Annotated in this window: 19 protein-coding genes; 12 read left to right on the forward strand and 7 right to left on the reverse strand. The window is 57.0% G+C overall.

Annotated features, from left to right (window positions below; genetic code table 11):
* Positions 1–16 precede the first annotated feature (16 nt).
* From FHL07_RS20960 to preA, 4 genes are all read left to right on the forward strand, one after another.
* Positions 17–256 (forward strand): hypothetical protein, encoded by a 240-nt coding sequence (locus FHL07_RS20960; protein ID WP_133144381.1) that lies wholly within the window; start codon positions 17–19, stop codon positions 254–256.
* Between the two features lie 313 nt (positions 257–569).
* Entirely contained in the window at positions 570–2,009 is a 1,440-nt protein-coding gene (gene hydA / locus FHL07_RS20965; protein ID WP_095002356.1) for a dihydropyrimidinase, read from the forward strand.
* Between the two features lie 58 nt (positions 2,010–2,067).
* Positions 2,068–3,435, forward strand: coding sequence for an NAD(P)-dependent oxidoreductase (locus tag FHL07_RS20970; protein ID WP_138738882.1), 1,368 nt, complete (start codon positions 2,068–2,070; stop codon positions 3,433–3,435).
* Complete coding sequence (gene preA / locus FHL07_RS20975) at positions 3,436–4,710, forward strand: NAD-dependent dihydropyrimidine dehydrogenase subunit PreA (protein WP_095002354.1); 1,275 nt, start codon at positions 3,436–3,438, stop codon at positions 4,708–4,710. It abuts the gene before it with no gap.
* Positions 4,711–4,825: 115 nt separating this feature from the next.
* On the opposite strand, the gene FHL07_RS20980 is transcribed toward preA, so the two are convergent.
* Together FHL07_RS20980 and FHL07_RS20985 are read right to left on the reverse strand one after the other, a co-directional pair.
* Positions 4,826–5,446 carry a TetR/AcrR family transcriptional regulator gene (locus tag FHL07_RS20980; protein ID WP_095002353.1) on the reverse strand — a complete coding sequence of 207 codons (621 nt, stop codon included), beginning with the start codon at positions 5,444–5,446 and terminating at the stop codon, positions 4,826–4,828.
* 122 nt (positions 5,447–5,568) lie between these two features.
* Positions 5,569–5,925 carry a hypothetical protein gene (locus FHL07_RS20985; RefSeq protein WP_095002352.1) on the reverse strand — a complete coding sequence of 119 codons (357 nt, stop codon included), beginning with the start codon at positions 5,923–5,925 and terminating at the stop codon, positions 5,569–5,571.
* A gap of 251 nt (positions 5,926–6,176) precedes the next feature.
* Between FHL07_RS20985 and csrA the strand changes: the two genes are divergently transcribed.
* Positions 6,177–6,371, forward strand: a complete 195-nt coding sequence (gene csrA / locus FHL07_RS20990) for a carbon storage regulator CsrA (RefSeq protein ID WP_016780419.1) — start codon at positions 6,177–6,179, stop codon at positions 6,369–6,371.
* Between the two features lie 297 nt (positions 6,372–6,668).
* A complete protein-coding gene (locus tag FHL07_RS20995; protein WP_016780418.1) occupies positions 6,669–7,214 on the forward strand; it encodes a DUF1269 domain-containing protein in 546 nt (181 codons plus the stop codon).
* Between the two features lie 46 nt (positions 7,215–7,260).
* Here the strand turns inward: FHL07_RS20995 and FHL07_RS21000 are convergent, their stop codons facing one another.
* The gene (locus FHL07_RS21000) at positions 7,261–7,581 is read right to left on the reverse strand and encodes a YbjQ family protein (RefSeq protein ID WP_095002452.1); all 321 of its coding nucleotides are present in this window, start codon (positions 7,579–7,581) and stop codon (positions 7,261–7,263) included.
* A 234-nt stretch (positions 7,582–7,815) separates the two neighbouring features.
* Here FHL07_RS21000 and ppnN point away from each other — a divergent pair, with 234 nt between their 5' ends.
* Entirely contained in the window at positions 7,816–9,189 is a 1,374-nt protein-coding gene (gene ppnN, locus FHL07_RS21005) for a nucleotide 5'-monophosphate nucleosidase PpnN (RefSeq protein ID WP_138738883.1), read from the forward strand.
* Positions 9,190–9,345: 156 nt separating this feature from the next.
* Here ppnN and FHL07_RS21010 read toward each other — a convergent pair whose 3' ends face one another.
* The 3 genes from FHL07_RS21010 to FHL07_RS21020 all read right to left on the reverse strand — a co-directional run bounded on the left by FHL07_RS21010 (position 9,346) and on the right by FHL07_RS21020 (position 11,266).
* Positions 9,346–9,879: a DUF3087 family protein gene (locus FHL07_RS21010; protein ID WP_095018825.1), complete on the reverse strand. Its 534-nt coding sequence runs from the start codon at positions 9,877–9,879 to the stop codon at positions 9,346–9,348.
* 65 nt (positions 9,880–9,944) lie between these two features.
* Positions 9,945–10,625 (reverse strand): glycoside hydrolase family 19 protein, encoded by a 681-nt coding sequence (locus tag FHL07_RS21015; protein WP_095018824.1) that lies wholly within the window; start codon positions 10,623–10,625, stop codon positions 9,945–9,947.
* A 170-nt stretch (positions 10,626–10,795) separates the two neighbouring features.
* Entirely contained in the window at positions 10,796–11,266 is a 471-nt protein-coding gene (locus FHL07_RS21020) for an Lrp/AsnC family transcriptional regulator (RefSeq protein ID WP_095002348.1), read from the reverse strand.
* A gap of 124 nt (positions 11,267–11,390) precedes the next feature.
* Between FHL07_RS21020 and FHL07_RS21025 the strand changes: the two genes are divergently transcribed.
* Together FHL07_RS21025 and FHL07_RS23710 are read left to right on the forward strand one after the other, a co-directional pair.
* On the forward strand, positions 11,391–12,578 hold the full coding sequence (locus tag FHL07_RS21025) for a methionine gamma-lyase (RefSeq protein ID WP_095026973.1): 1,188 nt from the start codon (positions 11,391–11,393) through the stop codon (positions 12,576–12,578).
* Between the two features lie 186 nt (positions 12,579–12,764).
* Entirely contained in the window at positions 12,765–12,932 is a 168-nt protein-coding gene (locus FHL07_RS23710; RefSeq protein WP_165446484.1) for a hypothetical protein, read from the forward strand.
* A gap of 90 nt (positions 12,933–13,022) precedes the next feature.
* Here the strand turns inward: FHL07_RS23710 and FHL07_RS21035 are convergent, their stop codons facing one another.
* Complete coding sequence (locus FHL07_RS21035; RefSeq protein ID WP_095002345.1) at positions 13,023–13,943, reverse strand: LysR family transcriptional regulator; 921 nt, start codon at positions 13,941–13,943, stop codon at positions 13,023–13,025.
* Positions 13,944–14,249: 306 nt separating this feature from the next.
* On the opposite strand from FHL07_RS21035, the gene FHL07_RS21040 reads away from it, so the two are divergent.
* The 3 genes from FHL07_RS21040 to pcp are packed head-to-tail and all read left to right on the forward strand — an operon-like array spanning position 14,250 to position 16,574.
* Positions 14,250–14,981, forward strand: coding sequence for a DUF969 domain-containing protein (locus FHL07_RS21040; RefSeq protein ID WP_095002344.1), 732 nt, complete (start codon positions 14,250–14,252; stop codon positions 14,979–14,981).
* Positions 14,978–15,928, forward strand: a complete 951-nt coding sequence (locus tag FHL07_RS21045; RefSeq protein WP_095002343.1) for a DUF979 domain-containing protein — start codon at positions 14,978–14,980, stop codon at positions 15,926–15,928. The genes FHL07_RS21040 and FHL07_RS21045 overlap by 4 nt, the downstream gene beginning before the upstream one ends.
* A gap of 7 nt (positions 15,929–15,935) precedes the next feature.
* A complete protein-coding gene (gene pcp, locus FHL07_RS21050; protein ID WP_095026975.1) occupies positions 15,936–16,574 on the forward strand; it encodes a pyroglutamyl-peptidase I in 639 nt (212 codons plus the stop codon).
* The last annotated feature ends 4 nt before the right edge of the window (positions 16,575–16,578 follow it).

The raw sequence follows: 16,578 nt of genomic DNA on the forward strand, positions 1-16,578 counted from the left end.
CTGCCTGGCGCTGCGTATGGACACAAAGCGCTCCCTTGCCTGGACACTTACTTGCCTATCCCGCCCGGTCATGGCAGCAACAATCAAGAACTGTGCCGTGTTACTTCCCTCGCCTGCTCAAACCGTCCTGCATGACTGGCAACACGCTGCTTTTAAAACCGTTTTAAACACCAGCCAAATGACTCTCATTCCCGTTAAAGGCCTTTATCAGTTTTTTTATATCGCCAAACGAAACACTTCGGTGCGTGCTTATTAACTTAATCGACTCACCTCCCTTCATCCGCAAGCTCAAGCACCTGATTTCGCATAAGAAAGTTCGCTTATATTTGAATCCTGTCAAGTGCGTCAAAATGGTGAGGCCGTGCATCATTTTGGTGATTTAAAATAATTAACTTTAAAAATCATATAGTTATACATATCTAACCCCGTTAAAAATAAAGTTTGATCATTCTTCAACAACCCACTAGATTTTATTCCTGTCACCAGTGGCAGGAATGCAAACTTCCCACTAAATTTCAATAACAACAGTTAGAACCGGCTCTAGCCGGTCAGCCTGCGAGGAACTCCGTATGTCGCTGTTAATCCGTGGCGCTACGCTTGTGACCCATGATGAAAGTTATTGTGCGGATGTATATTGCGCTGACGGTCTGGTCCGCGCGATTGGCACTGATCTTGATGTTCCCCCAGGCTGCGAAGTTGTCGATGGTCGCGGCCAATATCTGATGCCCGGTGGTATCGACCCCCACACGCATATGCAATTGCCGTTTATGGGCACCGTCGCCAGCGAAGACTTTTTCAGTGGCACTGCGGCCGGTCTGGCAGGCGGTACAACATCGATTATCGATTTTGTCATTCCCAACCCGCAGCAGTCCCTGCTTGAGGCTTTTCATCAGTGGCGGGGCTGGGCCGAAAAGTCGGCAGCAGACTATGGCTTTCATGTCGCAATCACTTGGTGGAGCGAGCAGGTACGTGAAGAAATGGCCGAATTGGTCAGCCATCACGGCATCAACAGCTTCAAGCATTTCATGGCCTACAAGAACGCGATCATGGCCGCAGACGACACCCTGGTGGCCAGCTTCGAGCGTTGCCTGGAGCTGGGTGCGGTCCCGACCGTGCATGCCGAAAATGGCGAACTGGTGTACCACCTGCAACGCAAACTTATGGCCCAGGGCATGACGGGGCCGGAAGCCCATCCGCTGTCACGTCCCTCCCAGGTGGAAGGCGAAGCGGCCAGCCGGGCGATCCGCATCGCTCAGACCCTCGGTACGCCGTTGTACCTGGTGCATGTTTCGACCCGTGAAGCACTCGACGAAATCACCTACGCCCGCAGTCAGGGCCAACCGGTATATGGCGAAGTACTGGCCGGGCATTTGCTGCTGGATGACAGCGTGTACCAGCATCCCGACTGGCAAACGGCAGCAGGCTACGTGATGAGCCCGCCCTTCCGCCCTCGCGGGCATCAGGAGGCACTGTGGCACGGCCTGCAATCGGGCAACCTGCACACTACCGCCACCGACCACTGCTGCTTTTGCGCCGAACAAAAGGCCGCCGGGCGTGACGATTTCAGCAAGATCCCCAACGGCACGGCGGGTATCGAAGACCGCATGGCGCTGCTGTGGGATGAAGGCGTGAATACCGGGCGCCTGTCGATGCAGGAGTTTGTAGCGCTGACCTCCACCAACACCGCGAAGATCTTCAATATCTACCCGCGCAAAGGCACGATCCGGGTCGGTGCCGATGCCGACCTGGTGCTGTGGGACCCTCAGGGCACCCGCACCATTTCCGCCAAAACCCACCATCAAAATGTCGACTTCAACATCTTTGAAGGCAAGACCGTACGCGGTGTGCCTAGTCATACCATCAGTCAGGGTCGCCTGGTGTGGGTTGACGGTGACCTGCGGGCCGAACGCGGAGCCGGTCGCTATATCGAACGCCCGGCCTACCCTGCGGTGTTCGACTTGCTGAAAAAGCGCGCCGAGCATCAGCAACCGGTGGCTGTTAAACGCTGAGCATAAAAACACTGCCCGACAGAGGCACAAAGATCTCCTCACCCCTGAGGTAAGCACCGTGATCAAGTCCTTGAACCATTTACCCCACCCCCATGAATCTGCGCAGGTGCTGGCCAGCCACTTTACCGATCTGGCGCCGCCCCTCAATGCTCGCCAGGCCGTGCTGGAAAGCTCACGTTGCCTGTATTGCTACGACGCCCCCTGCGTCAATGCCTGCCCCAGCGATATAGATATCCCGTCGTTTATTCGCAATATCCAACAGGAAAACATCCAGGGCGCAGCACAGAAAATTCTTTCGGCCAATATCCTCGGCGGCAGTTGTGCCCGGGTGTGCCCTACCGAGGTACTGTGCGAGCAAGCCTGCGTGCGCAACAACAGCCAGGAATGCGCGCCTGTACTGATCGGTTTGTTACAGCGCTATGCGGTCGATCATGCACAGTTCAGCGAGCATCCGTTCAAGCGTGCCGCGCCCACCGGCAAACGCATCGCGGTGGTCGGCGCCGGACCTGCGGGGCTGGCTTGCGCCCATCGCCTGGCACTGCACGGGCATGAGGTGGTGATTTTCGAAGCGCGGGAGAAATCCGGCGGGCTTAACGAGTACGGGATTGCCAAATACAAGTTGGTGGACGATTTTGCCCAGCGCGAAGTGGATTTCGTCCTGCAGGTTGGCGGCATTGAAGTGCGCCACGGCCAGCGCTTGGGCGACAACCTGAGCCTGAGCGAACTGCACCAGCAATTCGATGCGGTATTTCTCGGGCTGGGTCTGGCTGCCAGTCGCCAGCTGGGTTTGCCCCATGAAAATGCTCCGGGGCTGCTGGCTGCCACCGACTACATCCGCGAGTTGCGCCAGAGCGACGACCTGACCCGGTTACCCCTGGCCGAGCGCTGCATTGTGCTGGGCGCTGGCAACACCGCGATCGATATGGCCGTGCAAATGGCCCGTCTTGGCGCTCGCGAAGTGAATCTGGTGTATCGCCGCGGGCTGCAGGACATGGGCGCCACCGGGCACGAGCAGGACATTGCCAAGGCCAATCAGGTGCGACTAATGACCTGGGCACAGCCACAGGGCGTGTTGCTGGACAACACCGGCAAGGTGCGCGGCATGCGCTTTGCCCGCACACGCCTGGAAGACGGGCGCCTGGTGACCACCGGTGAAACCTTCGAGCTGGCCGCAGACGCGGTGTTCAAGGCTATAGGCCAGGCCTTTGATGATGCAGCCCTGAGCGATCCGCTGGCGCAAACACTCAAGCGCACGGGCGATCGCATCGAAGTAGACGAACACCTGCGCACCAATATTCCCGGTGTGTATGCCGGAGGCGATTGCACCTCTCTGGGGCAAGACCTGACCGTACAGGCCGTGCAACACGGCAAGCTGGCCGCAGAAGCCATGCATGCCCAACTCATGCTTGATCAGGAGGCTGCATAAATGGCCGATCTCTCGATTGTTTTCGCCGGTATCAAGGCCCCCAACCCGTTCTGGCTGGCGTCTGCGCCACCTACCGACAAAGCCTACAACGTGGTACGAGCCTACGAGGCAGGCTGGGGTGGCGTGGTCTGGAAAACCCTGGGTGAGGACCCGGCCGCGGTTAACGTGTCCTCGCGTTACTCGGCACACTACGGCCCCAACCGCGAAGTCATGGGCATCAACAATATCGAGCTGATCACCGATCGCTCCCTTGAAATCAACTTGCGCGAGATCACCCAGGTCAAGAAGGACTGGCCGGATCGGGCCCTTATCGTGTCGCTGATGGTGCCCTGCGAAGAAGAGTCCTGGAAATACATCCTGCCACTGGTGGAGGCCACCGGTGCCGATGGCATCGAGCTGAATTTCGGATGCCCCCACGGCATGCCGGAGCGCGGCATGGGCGCGGCCGTGGGCCAGGTGCCCGAGTACGTGGAAATGGTCACACGCTGGTGCAAGACCTACTGTTCATTGCCGGTGATCGTCAAACTGACGCCCAATATCACCGATGTGCGCCTTAGCGCCCGGGCGGCCCATCGTGGCGGCGCCGATGCGGTGTCATTGATCAACACCATCAACTCGATCACCAGTGTCGACCTTGAACGCATGGTGGCGCTACCCGTAGTGGGCAGCCAGAGCACCCACGGTGGCTATTGCGGTTCGGCAGTCAAGCCGATAGCCCTGAATATGGTGGCGGAAATTGCCCGCGACCCGCTGACCAAAGGCTTGCCTATCAGCGGGATAGGCGGCATTGGCAGTTGGCGTGATGCTGCAGAGTTTATTGCCCTGGGCTGTGGCTCGGTACAGGTATGCACCGCAGCGATGCTTCACGGATTTCGAATTGTTGAAGAAATGAAAGACGGTTTGTCGCGTTGGATGGACAGTCAAGGCTATACCAGCCTGGAGGACTTTTCCGGCCGTGCAGTGGCCAATACTACTGACTGGAAATATCTGGATATCAATTATCAGGTTATCGCCAGGATCGATCAGGACGCCTGTATTGGTTGCGGGCGCTGCCATATTGCCTGCGAAGATACTTCGCACCAGGCCATCGCCAGCTTGAAGCAGGCCGACGGCACACATCGGTATGAGGTGATCGACGATGAATGTGTGGGTTGCAACCTGTGCCAGATAACCTGCCCGGTGCAGGACTGTATCGAGATGGTGCCACACAACAATGGCCTGCCATTTCTGGACTGGAACCACGACCCACGTAACCCGTACTGCGTGGCTTCGTAAATCACCCCTGTGGGAGCGGGCTTGCTCGCGATGCAGGCAATGCGGTGTGTCAGGTACACCGGGGTGATGCCATCGCGAGCAAGCCCGCTCCCACACGATCGATAAGCAGGGTTGCTTACGGCTCCAGCCCGATCCCGCGCAGGATCACGCTGGTGACGGTCTGCACCGCACGTTCAAACTGGATATCGGACAACGGCTGGTGATCGTTGATGATCATCACTTGATGGTCAAAGTCAGCGTAATGCTGGGTTGATGCCCAGATCATATACAGCAGGCTGGACGGCTCAACAGGCAGGATTCGCTTGTCTTGCACCCATTGGCGAATTTTCGCCTCCTTGATCTTGGCCCAGTCATACAAACTGGCATCAAGCGCAAGACCCAGGGTCGGGGCGCCATGGATCATTTCATTGGCCCAGACTTTCGAACCATGGGGCCGGGTACGTGAGTGGTGCATTTTGGCACGAATGTAACTGCTCAATACCAGACGAGGATCGTCGTAGGTCTCGAAACACAGCGCATCCTGTTTCCACACTTCCAGCAACCCCAGCAATACCGCGCTGTAAAGATCCGTCTTGGTGCTGAAGTAGTAATGCAGGTTGGAACGTGGCAACTGGACTTGCGCCGCAATGTCCGCCATCGCCGTACCGGCAAAGCCTTTTTCGGCAAAAACCTTTTCAGCCCCCAGAAGGATTTTTTCGACATTGCTGCGTCGAATTTCGATCTTGTGATTGCTCATGGCGATGGCCCTTGCCGTCGTGTTGCTCTGATGTGCGCCGAGTGAACAAATATTTCCTGCACAAAGCGTCGAATAACGCCAGCGGCAGCTAAGCTCAGGCGGGTACCCGACGCTGTATCAGACTATTTCGCGGCGGGCAGTTCGATCACGTTGGTTTCAATACCGTCCAGCTTGGGCTTGAGTTTCATCTTTTGCTGGGCCTCAAGCGCTTGAGCCTGGGTGGTGAATGGTCCGATCAGGAAGTGCTGAACCCCGCCACTCTCGTAAATGTAAGGAGTAAAACCGTTGTCAAGAAGCCTGCCGGTCGTGTCCGGAATGGTCGCTCTCTGGCCTTCAGTGATCTCCAAAGCCCAGTGAGCAACAGGGGCCTGGGCCATCGTTGCTTCAGAAGCTGCTTTAGCCCGCTGGATTTTATCGTTAGACTCCTGACCGCAAGCCGTCAAGGCCAATATTGCTGTCATCACGATGACTATACGCACTGCGTTTCCCCTGTCTGTTTGAATGGGTAGATTTTATCACTGGGGCAGCGGCCTTGCTCTCCTTGAACAAATCCAAAGTGCCCCAATTTAAGGCTTATGCGCGAGAATTTTCCCCGTAAAGGGAATTAAACCTCTGGCCATGTCGTCTGTAATGAGCGGCGCAATAATACGTACTTAGCAGTATTCTGTAGTCATGACCGAAGCCGCACCGTCTCAGAGACGTGCCTTACAAAGCCATCAAGGAGAAAAAAATGCTGATACTCACCCGCAAAGTTGGTGAAAGCATAAACATCGGTGACGATATTACGATCACTATTTTAGGTGTCAGCGGACAACAGGTCAGAATCGGCATCAATGCGCCGAAGGATGTAGCCGTTCACCGTGAAGAAATTTACCAACGTATCCAGGCCGGCCTGAATGCACCTGAAAAGAACGAACAGCCATAAGCCTGTGAGGTATCAGCCCAAGGCTTGAGGTCAGGGCTGCTCAGCCAGCCCTCCTCAAATCATTTGCACACTGCACCTGCCACGGCATTATCCCCTTGCCGCACCCCTCTCTTTATCAAGAGATATGTCTCGTCGACTTGACCGTTTCAAGGTTAGCGACCACGCTCATTCCTCGCAGCAGGCTCCAGAAAGCTGAACCACTGCGCGCCAGGGTGTTTGCATTGTGCCGCCTTGAGAAACCCCTCCACCCTTCAGCCCTTCGCCGGGCTGGACCTGTACCGTCAAGGAATGAAAGACATGTCCGATTTAATCGTAGTGGGATTTTCAGACACCGAAAAAGCAGATCGTGCCCTCACCAAGATGGTTTCGCTGAGCAAAGAGCATCTGGTCGAACTGGAAGATGCGGTGATTGTGGTGCGTAATGCCGAAGGCAAGATCCATATCAAGCAAAGCGTTAACCTGACAGCGATCGGGGCTACTTCAGGCCTGGTCACCGGCGGCCTGTGGGGCGCACTGGTCGGGCTGCTGTTTCTCAACCCGCTGGCAGGCTTTGCCATCGGCGGCGCACTGGGTGCCGGTACCGGCGCTTTGTCGGGCTCATTGAGCGATTACGGGATCGATGATGATTTCATCAAGTCATTGAGCGAGACCATTCCGAATGATTCCTCGGCCCTGTTCGTTCTGCTGCGCAAATTCCAGCCGGAAAAAGTGCTGAAGGAACTGGAAGACTCGGACTTCAAGGGCAAGGTCCTGCGTACCTCCCTGTCCCCGGAACAAGAGCAAAAACTGCAGGACGCGCTGTCCAAAACCACTGCAGGCGTACCTTTGGCGAAAACGGTTTAATTCGTAAAGCCCATTCGACCGCCCTGTGCGGTCGAATCCTGGTGCCTCAGTTCAAGCGCACAGCCGTGCCCGTGGCAAACACCACCAGCATGCCGCCACGCCCTGACGGCATGCTGATTTCAAACCCCAGCCCCATAATCGCATCCGCTCCCATGGCTTTAGCCCTGTCTCGAATTTCGTCCGTGACCTCTGCTCGCGCTTCTTTCAGTGCTCGCTCCAGCGTCTGAGAGCGTCCACCAAAAAAGTCGCGTACTCCGGTAAAAAAATCTCGTACCACATTGATGCCGTGAACCGATTCGGCACTGACAATCCCCAGGTATTCAGTGGCTTTTCTGCCGTCAATGCTGTGAGTGGTGGTGATGATCATCTGCCCGTCCTTTTTCTGTTTCAGTGACTTGCGAGGTTACCTTATCGCTGCCGTGCTCACTGCTGGTACTGTAACTGGAGTTAACTGCGGCTCTTTTAATTACAGGACCAAGGCTACTATGCTTACAGAAATGCAATCCAAAGACGCAAGAGTCGGGACGCCTCGCTCGCACTGATGACATGAATTCAAAAGCTGCGCCAAGCAATTTTTCGACCCCGCTCAAGGAAGCTCGCAATGGTCCAAAGACAAGTCATCAACGCCTCGGTCAGCCCGAAAGGCAGCCTGGAAACACTTTCCCAACGTGAAGTACAACAGCTGAGCGAGGTTGGCTCAGGCACCAGCTACACGCTTTTCCGCCAGTGCGTACTGGCTATCCTCAACACCGGCGCTCACGTCGATAACGCCAAGACCATCCTTGAGGCCTATCAGGACTTCGAGGTGCGGATTCACCAGCAAGACCGCGGCGTGCGGCTTGAACTGCTCAACGCCCCTGCCGATGCATTTGTCGATGGCGAAATGATCGCCAGTACCCGTGAAATGCTCTTCAGCGCCCTGCGCGACATCGTCTATACCCAGAGCGGCCTGGACAGCCCTCGCATTGACCTGAGCAGCTCGGCGGGCATCACCGACTACGTGTTCCACTTGCTGCGCAATGCCCGCACGTTGCGCCCGGGCGTCGAACCGAAAATCGTGGTGTGCTGGGGTGGCCACTCCATCAATACCGAAGAGTACAAATACACCAAAAAGGTCGGCCACGAACTGGGCCTGCGCAGCCTGGATATCTGTACCGGCTGCGGTCCCGGTGTGATGAAAGGGCCAATGAAGGGCGCCACCATTTCCCACGCCAAACAACGTCTGACCGGTGGCCGCTATCTGGGCCTGACCGAGCCGGGCATCATTGCTGCCGAAGCGCCGAATCCCATCGTCAATGAACTGGTCATTCTGCCGGATATCGAAAAGCGTCTTGAGGCCTTTGTGCGGGTCGGTCACGGGGTGATTATCTTCCCGGGCGGTGCTGGCACGGCAGAAGAATTCCTGTACCTGCTGGGCATTCTGATGCACCCGGAGAACAAAGATGTGCCGTTCCCGGTTGTCCTGACCGGCCCCAAGGAAGCCGAACCCTATCTGCAGCAACTGCATGAGTTTGTCGGCGCTACCCTGGGTGAAGAAGCGCAACAGCAGTATCAGATCATCATCGACAACCCGGCCGAAGTGGCCCGTCATATGACCGCCGGGCTCAAGGAGGTTAAACAATTCCGCCGCGAGCGCAACGACGCTTTCCACTTCAACTGGTTACTGAAAATCGACGAAGGCTTTCAGCGCCCGTTCGACCCGACCCACGCCAACATGGCCAGCCTGAAACTGCGCAGCGACATGCCAGCACATGAATTGGCCATCAACCTGCGTCAGGCCTTCTCCGGGATTGTGTCGGGTAACGTAAAAGAGAAAGGCATCCATCTGATCGAGCAATACGGGCCTTACGAGATCCACGGTGACGCTGCCGTGATGAAACCTCTGGACAAACTGCTGCAGGCATTTGTTGAGCAGCACCGTATGAAACTGCCAGGCGGTGCGGCCTATGAGCCGTGCTATCGCGTCGTAAGCTGAACCCACCCATAAGGCTCGCGTGCCCCAACGGTGGGAGCGAGCCTGCTCGCGAAGACCTCCCGATCATCGCCATTATCGCGTAAAGAAAGCCTGTCGTTTACGAACTTCGCGAGCAGGCTCGCTCCCACTCAAACAGCGCAGATCTGGTGAGCAGCATTACTTCAGCGGCGCAAATTTTTTCACCGCATCAATCCACTGCGGATCGAGCCGGGTCTGCCCGGTGTCGATGCCCAGTGCTTCAAGACGTGCCTTGTGCAAATCGATCTCGCGAACCATTTGGCTTAACGCGCTGGAATTGGCGTCCAGCTGGTACATCTGGGTCACGCCCAGATGATAGAAGCGCAGCAGCTTCATCGCCGCCACATCTCCCGCCATGACTCCCGCCGTTACGTGATGCATGACATTGGTGACCTTCATCAGGCTACGCTTGAGTTGCCAGCCGTAGACTGCGGGCGCCATCCAGGGTTGAGACCAGAACAGGTAGCGCACCAGCAGGAAGGTCGTGATCAGGGCAACAATGACCCCGGCCAGATTCAGGCGAAAATTGTCGCCACCGGCGACACCCAAAACCATGACCAGCACACCTGACAACAGCAGCGCCAGCAAGACAAACGTCAACGCGATATACAGCGTACTGCGGCGAGTTTGCTGACGATATGTCTCGGGGTTAATCGGCTTTATCTCGAACATCACTGATCTATGGCTCCTGATGGCTGCGAACAAACTGCGCGGGCATTATGGCCTGATTGAACCGCTCAGGCGTGCAATAAAACCAGTGCCTTGCGGTATAGCGCCGCACGCTGGGCGTGACCATTGAGACCACCATTGATAGCTCTTGTTACGCGTTCAAAATCCTCCCCGTCTGCCAGGGTATTTATACTGCGCGAGTTCCAGTACCAGCCCGCCGACGCCACTGCCCATTGCCACTCTTGCAGCAGTTGCGGGCTGGTGAGCAAGCGCTCATCCCCGAACAACCCCTGGCTGCACTGGCAGTAGTTGGTTTTACCGGTGACTTGAATCAATCCCCTGCCCCGATATAACCAGCCTTCCCCCGACGCCTCTGAGCCATTGCCCAGGCGGTTGCTGTAGACCCGGTTTGCAATCGCCTGCGGCCGGCGCTGAAGCATAAGCGCGTCAGCATTGGGTACGCGCCGGGAGCGATTGCCGTCCGTTACGGTAATGTATTGACCTTCGCCATCCTTCTGCGCAAAGCGGGAGCCCCAGGTGGCCGCGAGGCCACCGGCACTGTAATTAAGGTTTTCGACAAGTACCGTGAACCCTGCACTTTCATGGCCTACCTGAGCTAGAAATGCAGCAAGGCGTCGGGGGGTATTGATCAACACTTGACGGCTAACGGCCTGCACAAGGGGCAAATACAGATCGACGCAGGCCGTACTTTTGGGGAACAGCTGGAGCATTACTTCGCGGTTCAACATGGGGATTTACTCTTAATCAATGTAATTAAAAGTAAAAGCCAAGCACTAAAAACACGCACCTGCCGTCACAAAAAGAGTAATCAGGCCAGAACTACTCTACTCAAAGAAAACACTTACAACTCATCGAAAAGTTATTTTACAGATAAGACTTGAATGCACCCTTGATGCACTCAACCTTCAACAGGCACCTCTCGCCTTGGCTTGACCGACTTATACGAAAAACTCGAGTAAATCTCTTTGACCGCGGGCAATGTCTGCAGGACTTCACGGGCAAATTCGCCAAAGGATTCGAGATCCCTGGCCACGACTTCCAATAAAAAGTCGTAACGACCCGACACGTTGTGACACGCGACGATTTCGGGAATTTCCAATAACCGTTGTTCAAAGCTTCTGGCCAGTTCTTGCGAGTGAGAGGCCATCATGATGCTGACAAACGCCGTGACCCCGTATCCCAGTTCCTTTGGCGAAAGAACCGCCTGATAGCCCGTAATGATCCCGCTCTCTTCCAGCATTTTGACCCGTCGCCAACACGGCGAGGTGGTCAGTGAGACACTCTCGGCCAACTCTGCAACGGTAAGTCGGGCATTGCCCTGCAGTGCGCAAAGCAAGGCTTTATCGGTTCTGTCCAGAGCGTTTGGCATGTTTTGCCCCTAGCGGTCAGCGTGGCGGTTTTTTGTTCTGGTAAGTGGTGTATTTACAGGTAAATTTGGAATTTTCCACGTTCATTTAAAGCATAGCATTGTAGGAAATATCGGAGAGTTCACCATGAACGATAAGAACAACAACTTCGGCTTTTCTACTCGCGCCATCCACTACGGTTATAACCCGCTGGAACACAACGGCGCGGTAATCCCCCCTGTTTATATGACCTCAACCTTTGCCTTTGCCACGGCCGAATACGGCGCAGGCTGTTTTTCCGGTGAAGAGCACGGGCATTTTTACACCCGCATTTCCAACCCCACCCTGGCCCTGCTGGAAGCACGCATGGCGGCGCTGGAAAACGGCGAAGCGGGTGTGGCGTTCAGTTCCGGCATGGGCGCGATCGCCGCAACATTCTGGACCCTGCTGCGGCCCGGCGATGAAATCATCGTCAACCGCACCTTGTATGGCTGCACCTTTGCCCTGCTGCACCACGGCATCGGTGAATTCGGGGTGGTAGTCAAACATGTGGACATGGCCAACCCGGCCGAACTGCAAGCCGCGATCAGCCCTGCAACCCGCATGATCTACTTCGAGACGCCGGCCAATCCGAACATGCAACTGGTGGACATCCCTGCCGTAGCGCGGATTGCCCACACACATGACAACCTGCTCGTGGTGATCGACAACACCTACTGCACGCCCTATCTGCAGCGTCCACTGGAACTGGGCGCCGACGTGGTGGTGCATTCGGCCACCAAGTACCTGAGCGGGCACAGTGATATCACCGCTGGCATGGTGGTCACCAGCCAGCTCCTGGCTGACCGGATCCGTCTGCAAGGCTTGAAGGACCTGACCGGGGCAGTCTTGTCGCCCCATGATGCGCATTTGCTGATGCGCGGCATCAAGACCCTGGCCCTGCGCATGGACCGCCATTGCAGCAGCGCCCAGGCCATTGCGCATATGTTGCAGGATCACCCTGCCGTGGAATGGGTGGCCTACCCCGGCCTGCCCTCTTTCCCGCAATACGAGCTGGCATCCCGGCAGATGAAACTGCCGGGGGGCATGATTGCCTTTGAGCTCAAGGGCGGCATGGCTGCAGGACAGCGCTTTATGAATGCCCTGCAATTGTTCAGCCGTGCGGTCAGCCTGGGGGGGGCCGAGTCACTGGCGCAGCATCCCGCGAGCATGACCCACTCTACCTACACCCTGGAGGAACGGGCACGACACGGAATAAGTGAAGGATTGGTGCGTCTGGCGGTGGGGCTGGAGGATGTCGCCGATTTGCTGGCGGATATAGAGCAGGCATTATAGGGGGGCAGCGCCAGCCTCCCCTGTAGATACTCTGTTGCCGGTCAACCCTCCCTGTGGGAGCGAGCCTGCTCGCGAACGACTTTCGCGAGCAGGCTCGCTCCCACAGTTAAAATTCCCTTCAGACCTAGCAGCTGCCGAGGAACGAGGCTGCGTTCGTCAGCTGCTACAAGCCGTGTGGAGGACAGGATGAAATATCAACCCGGCGGAATTGTCGCCAAAATACCGATGCCGATGGTCAGCACCAAAAAACCGCCCAAAAACCAAGCCATCTTGTTCATGATGTTTCCCCGTCAGTCGTTCGTCATAAAACAGGCGCAGAACAGCTGCCGACCACACACAGGTGCTGCTGTGTAGTCGCGTCCTCGTCTGTCTCGGAAGGTTGGAGGAAATTTTGCGCCGCAAACTGCACACATAACAGGTGCAGATAACGCGAAAAAATACGGATCAGATGCCCGGCAGCACAAAATGCCCAGGCTCAACGCTGTGTTGGTACTCGGCAACAACCGCCTGACTCAGGTTGACCACCGCCTCATTCAGCTCCAGCCCCGCCCCCGTGCGCCAACTGGCGTATACCGCAAAGCCCGGTGCAGTCTCGATCGGCAACGCAATCATGGCCCCGCTCTGCAATTCGCGACTGACCAGTACCGGCGGCAGGGCACCGATGCCAAAGCCGTCCGCCACCAGTTTGATAATCGCCGCCACCGAGTTGATGCAGCTGATGCGTGGCGCGGCAATATCGTGCTGATGCAGAAAATTGAGCATGTCCTGATGCGGCCGCGACAAGCGTGAAAAGGTCAGCAAGCGCTCCTCGCAAAGATCCGCCAGGTCACGGTAGCTGCGGTTCAGAGCTGCGTCCCTGGCCACAATCCAACTCAACGGGTAACTGGCCAGTTGTACATTGCGCACGCCGTCGGCACGCAATAAATCCGTCTGAAAAATCAGGTCCAGCTGACCTTTAAGCAATTGTTCATTAAGGTTCAGCGCCGTATCGGCGGTCAGTTCAACCTCTACCTGGGGGTAGTCGCGGCTCAGCGCACTGATCAGATCGCTCAGCCAGCTATGGATAACCGTGTCCATCACGCCGATGCGCAGGCGCCCGGCAAACCTGTCCGCCTGCCCCAGCGATTGCAGAAGGCGTTGCTGGGTGGCCAGCATTTCTTCGGCGTAACCCAGCACCTGATGGCCTTCACGGGTGAGGTTGACACCACGGGAATCGCGCTGGAACAACTGCACGCCAAGCTCGGTTTCGAGGACTGAAATACGGCTCGAAATGGCTGCCTGGGTACTGGATAACTTTTCGGCGGTCAGCCGAAAACTGCCAAGGCGCGCTACCCAGACGAATGTCAGAAGAAATCGCATATTCATACAGGACGCCCCACCCAATCAAAACCAGGGCAGCACTGTAAACCCTTGCCGCAGGGACAGGCCAGTCGGCTTAAGTCGGTGATTGATAAAACTTTTCTGTTCGGGGGTGACAACTTTTATTGACTGGACGCACAACCCAAAGCCACCAACCATATCGGGCAATGAGGCCCATAGGGTCTCAACAATAAAAAAACACGCTGAGTCCGGCAGCGTACCGATTTTTCGAAAGTGTGCCTGACCGCTTTCGACTTGCCCTCACCAGCCTGCCCTGGTGCTGCGGCAATCAGCTAAAGGGATTGCCCCCTCATGCAAACCGTCGTAAACCTTTGGCCCTTGATTGGCGTGTTCGTCATCATCATCGGCTTTGTGCTGCGCTTTAACCCACTGTTGGTGGTCAGCGCGGCGGCTATCGTCACCGGCCTTGCTGCCAACTTCCCGCTGGAAAAAATCATCAGTGAAATGGGTGAAGGCTTCCTGCAAACCCGCGCCCTGCAATTGATTCTGCTGCTGCCCCTGGCCGTGATCGGCTTGCTGGAGCGTCACGGCCTGCGTCTGCACGCGCAAAACTGGATCGCCAGCTTCCAGCGCGCAACGGTCGGCCGGTTGCTGATTATGTACCTGTTCGTGCGTGAGACCACCGCTGCTGTAGGCCTGACCAGTCTGGGCGGGCATCCGCAAATGGTCCGCCCGCTGCTGGCCCCGATGGCCGAAGGCGCAGCCGAGAACAAGTACGGCAAGCTGCCTGCTCCTGTGCGGCAGAAAGTCCTGGCCATGTGTGCCGCCACCGACAACATCGGTTTGTTTTTTGGTGAAGACGTGTTTGTGGCCTTCGGCGCAATCGCGCTGATGCACACCTTCCTGCTGGGTTCGGGGCTTGATGTCGAGCCGCTGCACATCGCTTTCTGGGGAATTCCGACGGCGATTTGCGCCTTTATCGTGCATGCCCTGCGCCTGTATCGCTTTGACCTGATGCTGGAGCGCAGCATGGCCGAAGTTGCCCGGGAAGAAGTTGACGCAGCTCAGGAGCTGGCACGATGATTATTTCTATTGAGTACTTCTACTGGCTGGCGGGAGTGCTGCTGCTGATCACCGCGGGCATGATCCTGACAGACCGCACCCACCCCAAACGCTGGACCAGTGGCCTGTTCTGGGCGTTGTTCGCCATGGTGTTCCTGATTGGCGATCGCCTTTCGCCGTTCGTGGTAGGTATTGGCGTGCTGGTCATGGCCGGCATTGCCGGCATTGGCGGTGTTGGCCGAGGCACCCACGCCGAGTTGCATGTCAAGGCTGCACGGGCCAGTGCTGGCCGTCTGGGGCACAAGCTGTTTATCCCGGCCCTGTCGATTCCGCTGGTGACCGTGATCGGTTCGATCCTGCTGAAAAACACCCAGATCGGTGGCGTACCGCTGCTTGACCCGAAAAACACCACCTTCGTGTCCCTGGGCATCGGCTGCATGGTGGCCCTGGTTCTGGCCTGCATCCTGACCCGTGATACGCCGCTGCAAGGCCTGCGTGAATCGCGCCGCCTGACCGAAGCCCTGGGCTGGACCATGGTGCTGCCGCAAATGCTGGCCATGCTTGGCCTGCTGTTCAATGACGCCGGGGTCGGTACCGCCGTTGCTCATGTCACCACCGCCTATATCAACATGGACTATCGCCTGGTAGCGGTGATGGTCTACGTGCTGGGCATGGCGCTGTTCACGGTCATCATGGGCAACGGTTTTGCTGCATTCCCGGTCATGACCGGCGGGGTCGGCGTGCCGGTACTGGTCGGCATCTACGATGCCAACCCGGCTGTCATGGCGGCAATCGGCATGTTTTCCGGCTACTGCGGCACGCTGATGACGCCAATGGCAGCCAACTTCAATATCGTGCCCGTGGCCCTGCTGGAGCTGCCGGACAAATACGCCGTGATCAAGGCTCAAATGCCCACCGCTCTGATGATGCTGGTGGTCAATATCGTGCTTCTTTACGTACTGATGTGAGAACAGCATGCGCACTGTACTGCTGACCGGTTTCGAACCGTTCGACCAAGACACCGTCAACCCGTCCTGGGAGGCCGTACGCCTTCTGGACGGCACCTTGCAGGGCGATATGCAGATCATCGCCCGTCAGTTGCCCTGTACGTTTGCCGGAGCGCCCGAGCGACTGAGCCAACTTCTGCAGGAGTTCACCCCGACGCTGGTGATCGCCGTCGGGCTTGGCCCCGGTCGCACGGACATCTGCATCGAGCGGGTAGCGATCAATATCAACGACGCCCGCATCCCTGACAACCTTGGCTATCAACCGATCGATACACCCGTGGTGGCGCAAGGGCCAGCGGCGTATTTCAGTACCTTGCCGCTCAAGGCAATGGTGCGGGCGATCCGGGCCGGCGGGATTCCCGCGTCGGTTTCCCATACGGCGGGCACCTTTGTCTGCAATCAGGTGTTCTATTGCCTACAGCATGCATTGGCCGGGACCGGCGTACGCGGTGGTTTTATCCACGTCCCGCCTCTGCCGCAACAGGCGGTGGTGGCTGGTGGCCCGTCCATGGCACTGGCCACCCAGGTGGAAGGGTTGCGCATCGCCGTAATCACGGCCCTGAATACCGAAGATGATGTACTTGAAGGTGGTGGCCAGGTCAGCTGATAAC

The sequence above is a fragment of the Pseudomonas sp. FSL W7-0098 genome (genome assembly GCF_005930585.1).
In the GTDB taxonomy this organism is placed as follows: domain Bacteria; phylum Pseudomonadota; class Gammaproteobacteria; order Pseudomonadales; family Pseudomonadaceae; genus Aquipseudomonas; species Aquipseudomonas bubulae.

What these genes read in the sequence shown, in the direction of transcription:
- FHL07_RS20960 (WP_133144381.1), top strand. Translation starts at nt 17, where the DNA reads ATGGACACAAAGCGCTCCCTTGCCTGGACACTTACTTGCCTATCCCGC.
- hydA (WP_095002356.1), top strand. Translation starts at nt 570, where the DNA reads ATGTCGCTGTTAATCCGTGGCGCTACGCTTGTGACCCATGATGAAAGT.
- preA (WP_095002354.1), top strand. Translation starts at nt 3,436, where the DNA reads ATGGCCGATCTCTCGATTGTTTTCGCCGGTATCAAGGCCCCCAACCCG.
- FHL07_RS20980 (WP_095002353.1), bottom strand. Translation starts at nt 5,446, where the DNA reads ATGAGCAATCACAAGATCGAAATTCGACGCAGCAATGTCGAAAAAATC.
- csrA (WP_016780419.1), top strand. Translation starts at nt 6,177, where the DNA reads ATGCTGATACTCACCCGCAAAGTTGGTGAAAGCATAAACATCGGTGAC.
- FHL07_RS20995 (WP_016780418.1), top strand. Translation starts at nt 6,669, where the DNA reads ATGTCCGATTTAATCGTAGTGGGATTTTCAGACACCGAAAAAGCAGAT.
- FHL07_RS21000 (WP_095002452.1), bottom strand. Translation starts at nt 7,581, where the DNA reads ATGATCATCACCACCACTCACAGCATTGACGGCAGAAAAGCCACTGAA.
- ppnN (WP_138738883.1), top strand. Translation starts at nt 7,816, where the DNA reads ATGGTCCAAAGACAAGTCATCAACGCCTCGGTCAGCCCGAAAGGCAGC.
- FHL07_RS21010 (WP_095018825.1), bottom strand. Translation starts at nt 9,879, where the DNA reads ATGTTCGAGATAAAGCCGATTAACCCCGAGACATATCGTCAGCAAACT.
- FHL07_RS21015 (WP_095018824.1), bottom strand. Translation starts at nt 10,625, where the DNA reads ATGTTGAACCGCGAAGTAATGCTCCAGCTGTTCCCCAAAAGTACGGCC.
- FHL07_RS21020 (WP_095002348.1), bottom strand. Translation starts at nt 11,266, where the DNA reads ATGCCAAACGCTCTGGACAGAACCGATAAAGCCTTGCTTTGCGCACTG.
- FHL07_RS21025 (WP_095026973.1), top strand. Translation starts at nt 11,391, where the DNA reads ATGAACGATAAGAACAACAACTTCGGCTTTTCTACTCGCGCCATCCAC.
- FHL07_RS23710 (WP_165446484.1), top strand. Translation starts at nt 12,765, where the DNA reads ATGAAATATCAACCCGGCGGAATTGTCGCCAAAATACCGATGCCGATG.
- FHL07_RS21035 (WP_095002345.1), bottom strand. Translation starts at nt 13,943, where the DNA reads ATGAATATGCGATTTCTTCTGACATTCGTCTGGGTAGCGCGCCTTGGC.
- FHL07_RS21040 (WP_095002344.1), top strand. Translation starts at nt 14,250, where the DNA reads ATGCAAACCGTCGTAAACCTTTGGCCCTTGATTGGCGTGTTCGTCATC.
- FHL07_RS21045 (WP_095002343.1), top strand. Translation starts at nt 14,978, where the DNA reads ATGATTATTTCTATTGAGTACTTCTACTGGCTGGCGGGAGTGCTGCTG.
- pcp (WP_095026975.1), top strand. Translation starts at nt 15,936, where the DNA reads ATGCGCACTGTACTGCTGACCGGTTTCGAACCGTTCGACCAAGACACC.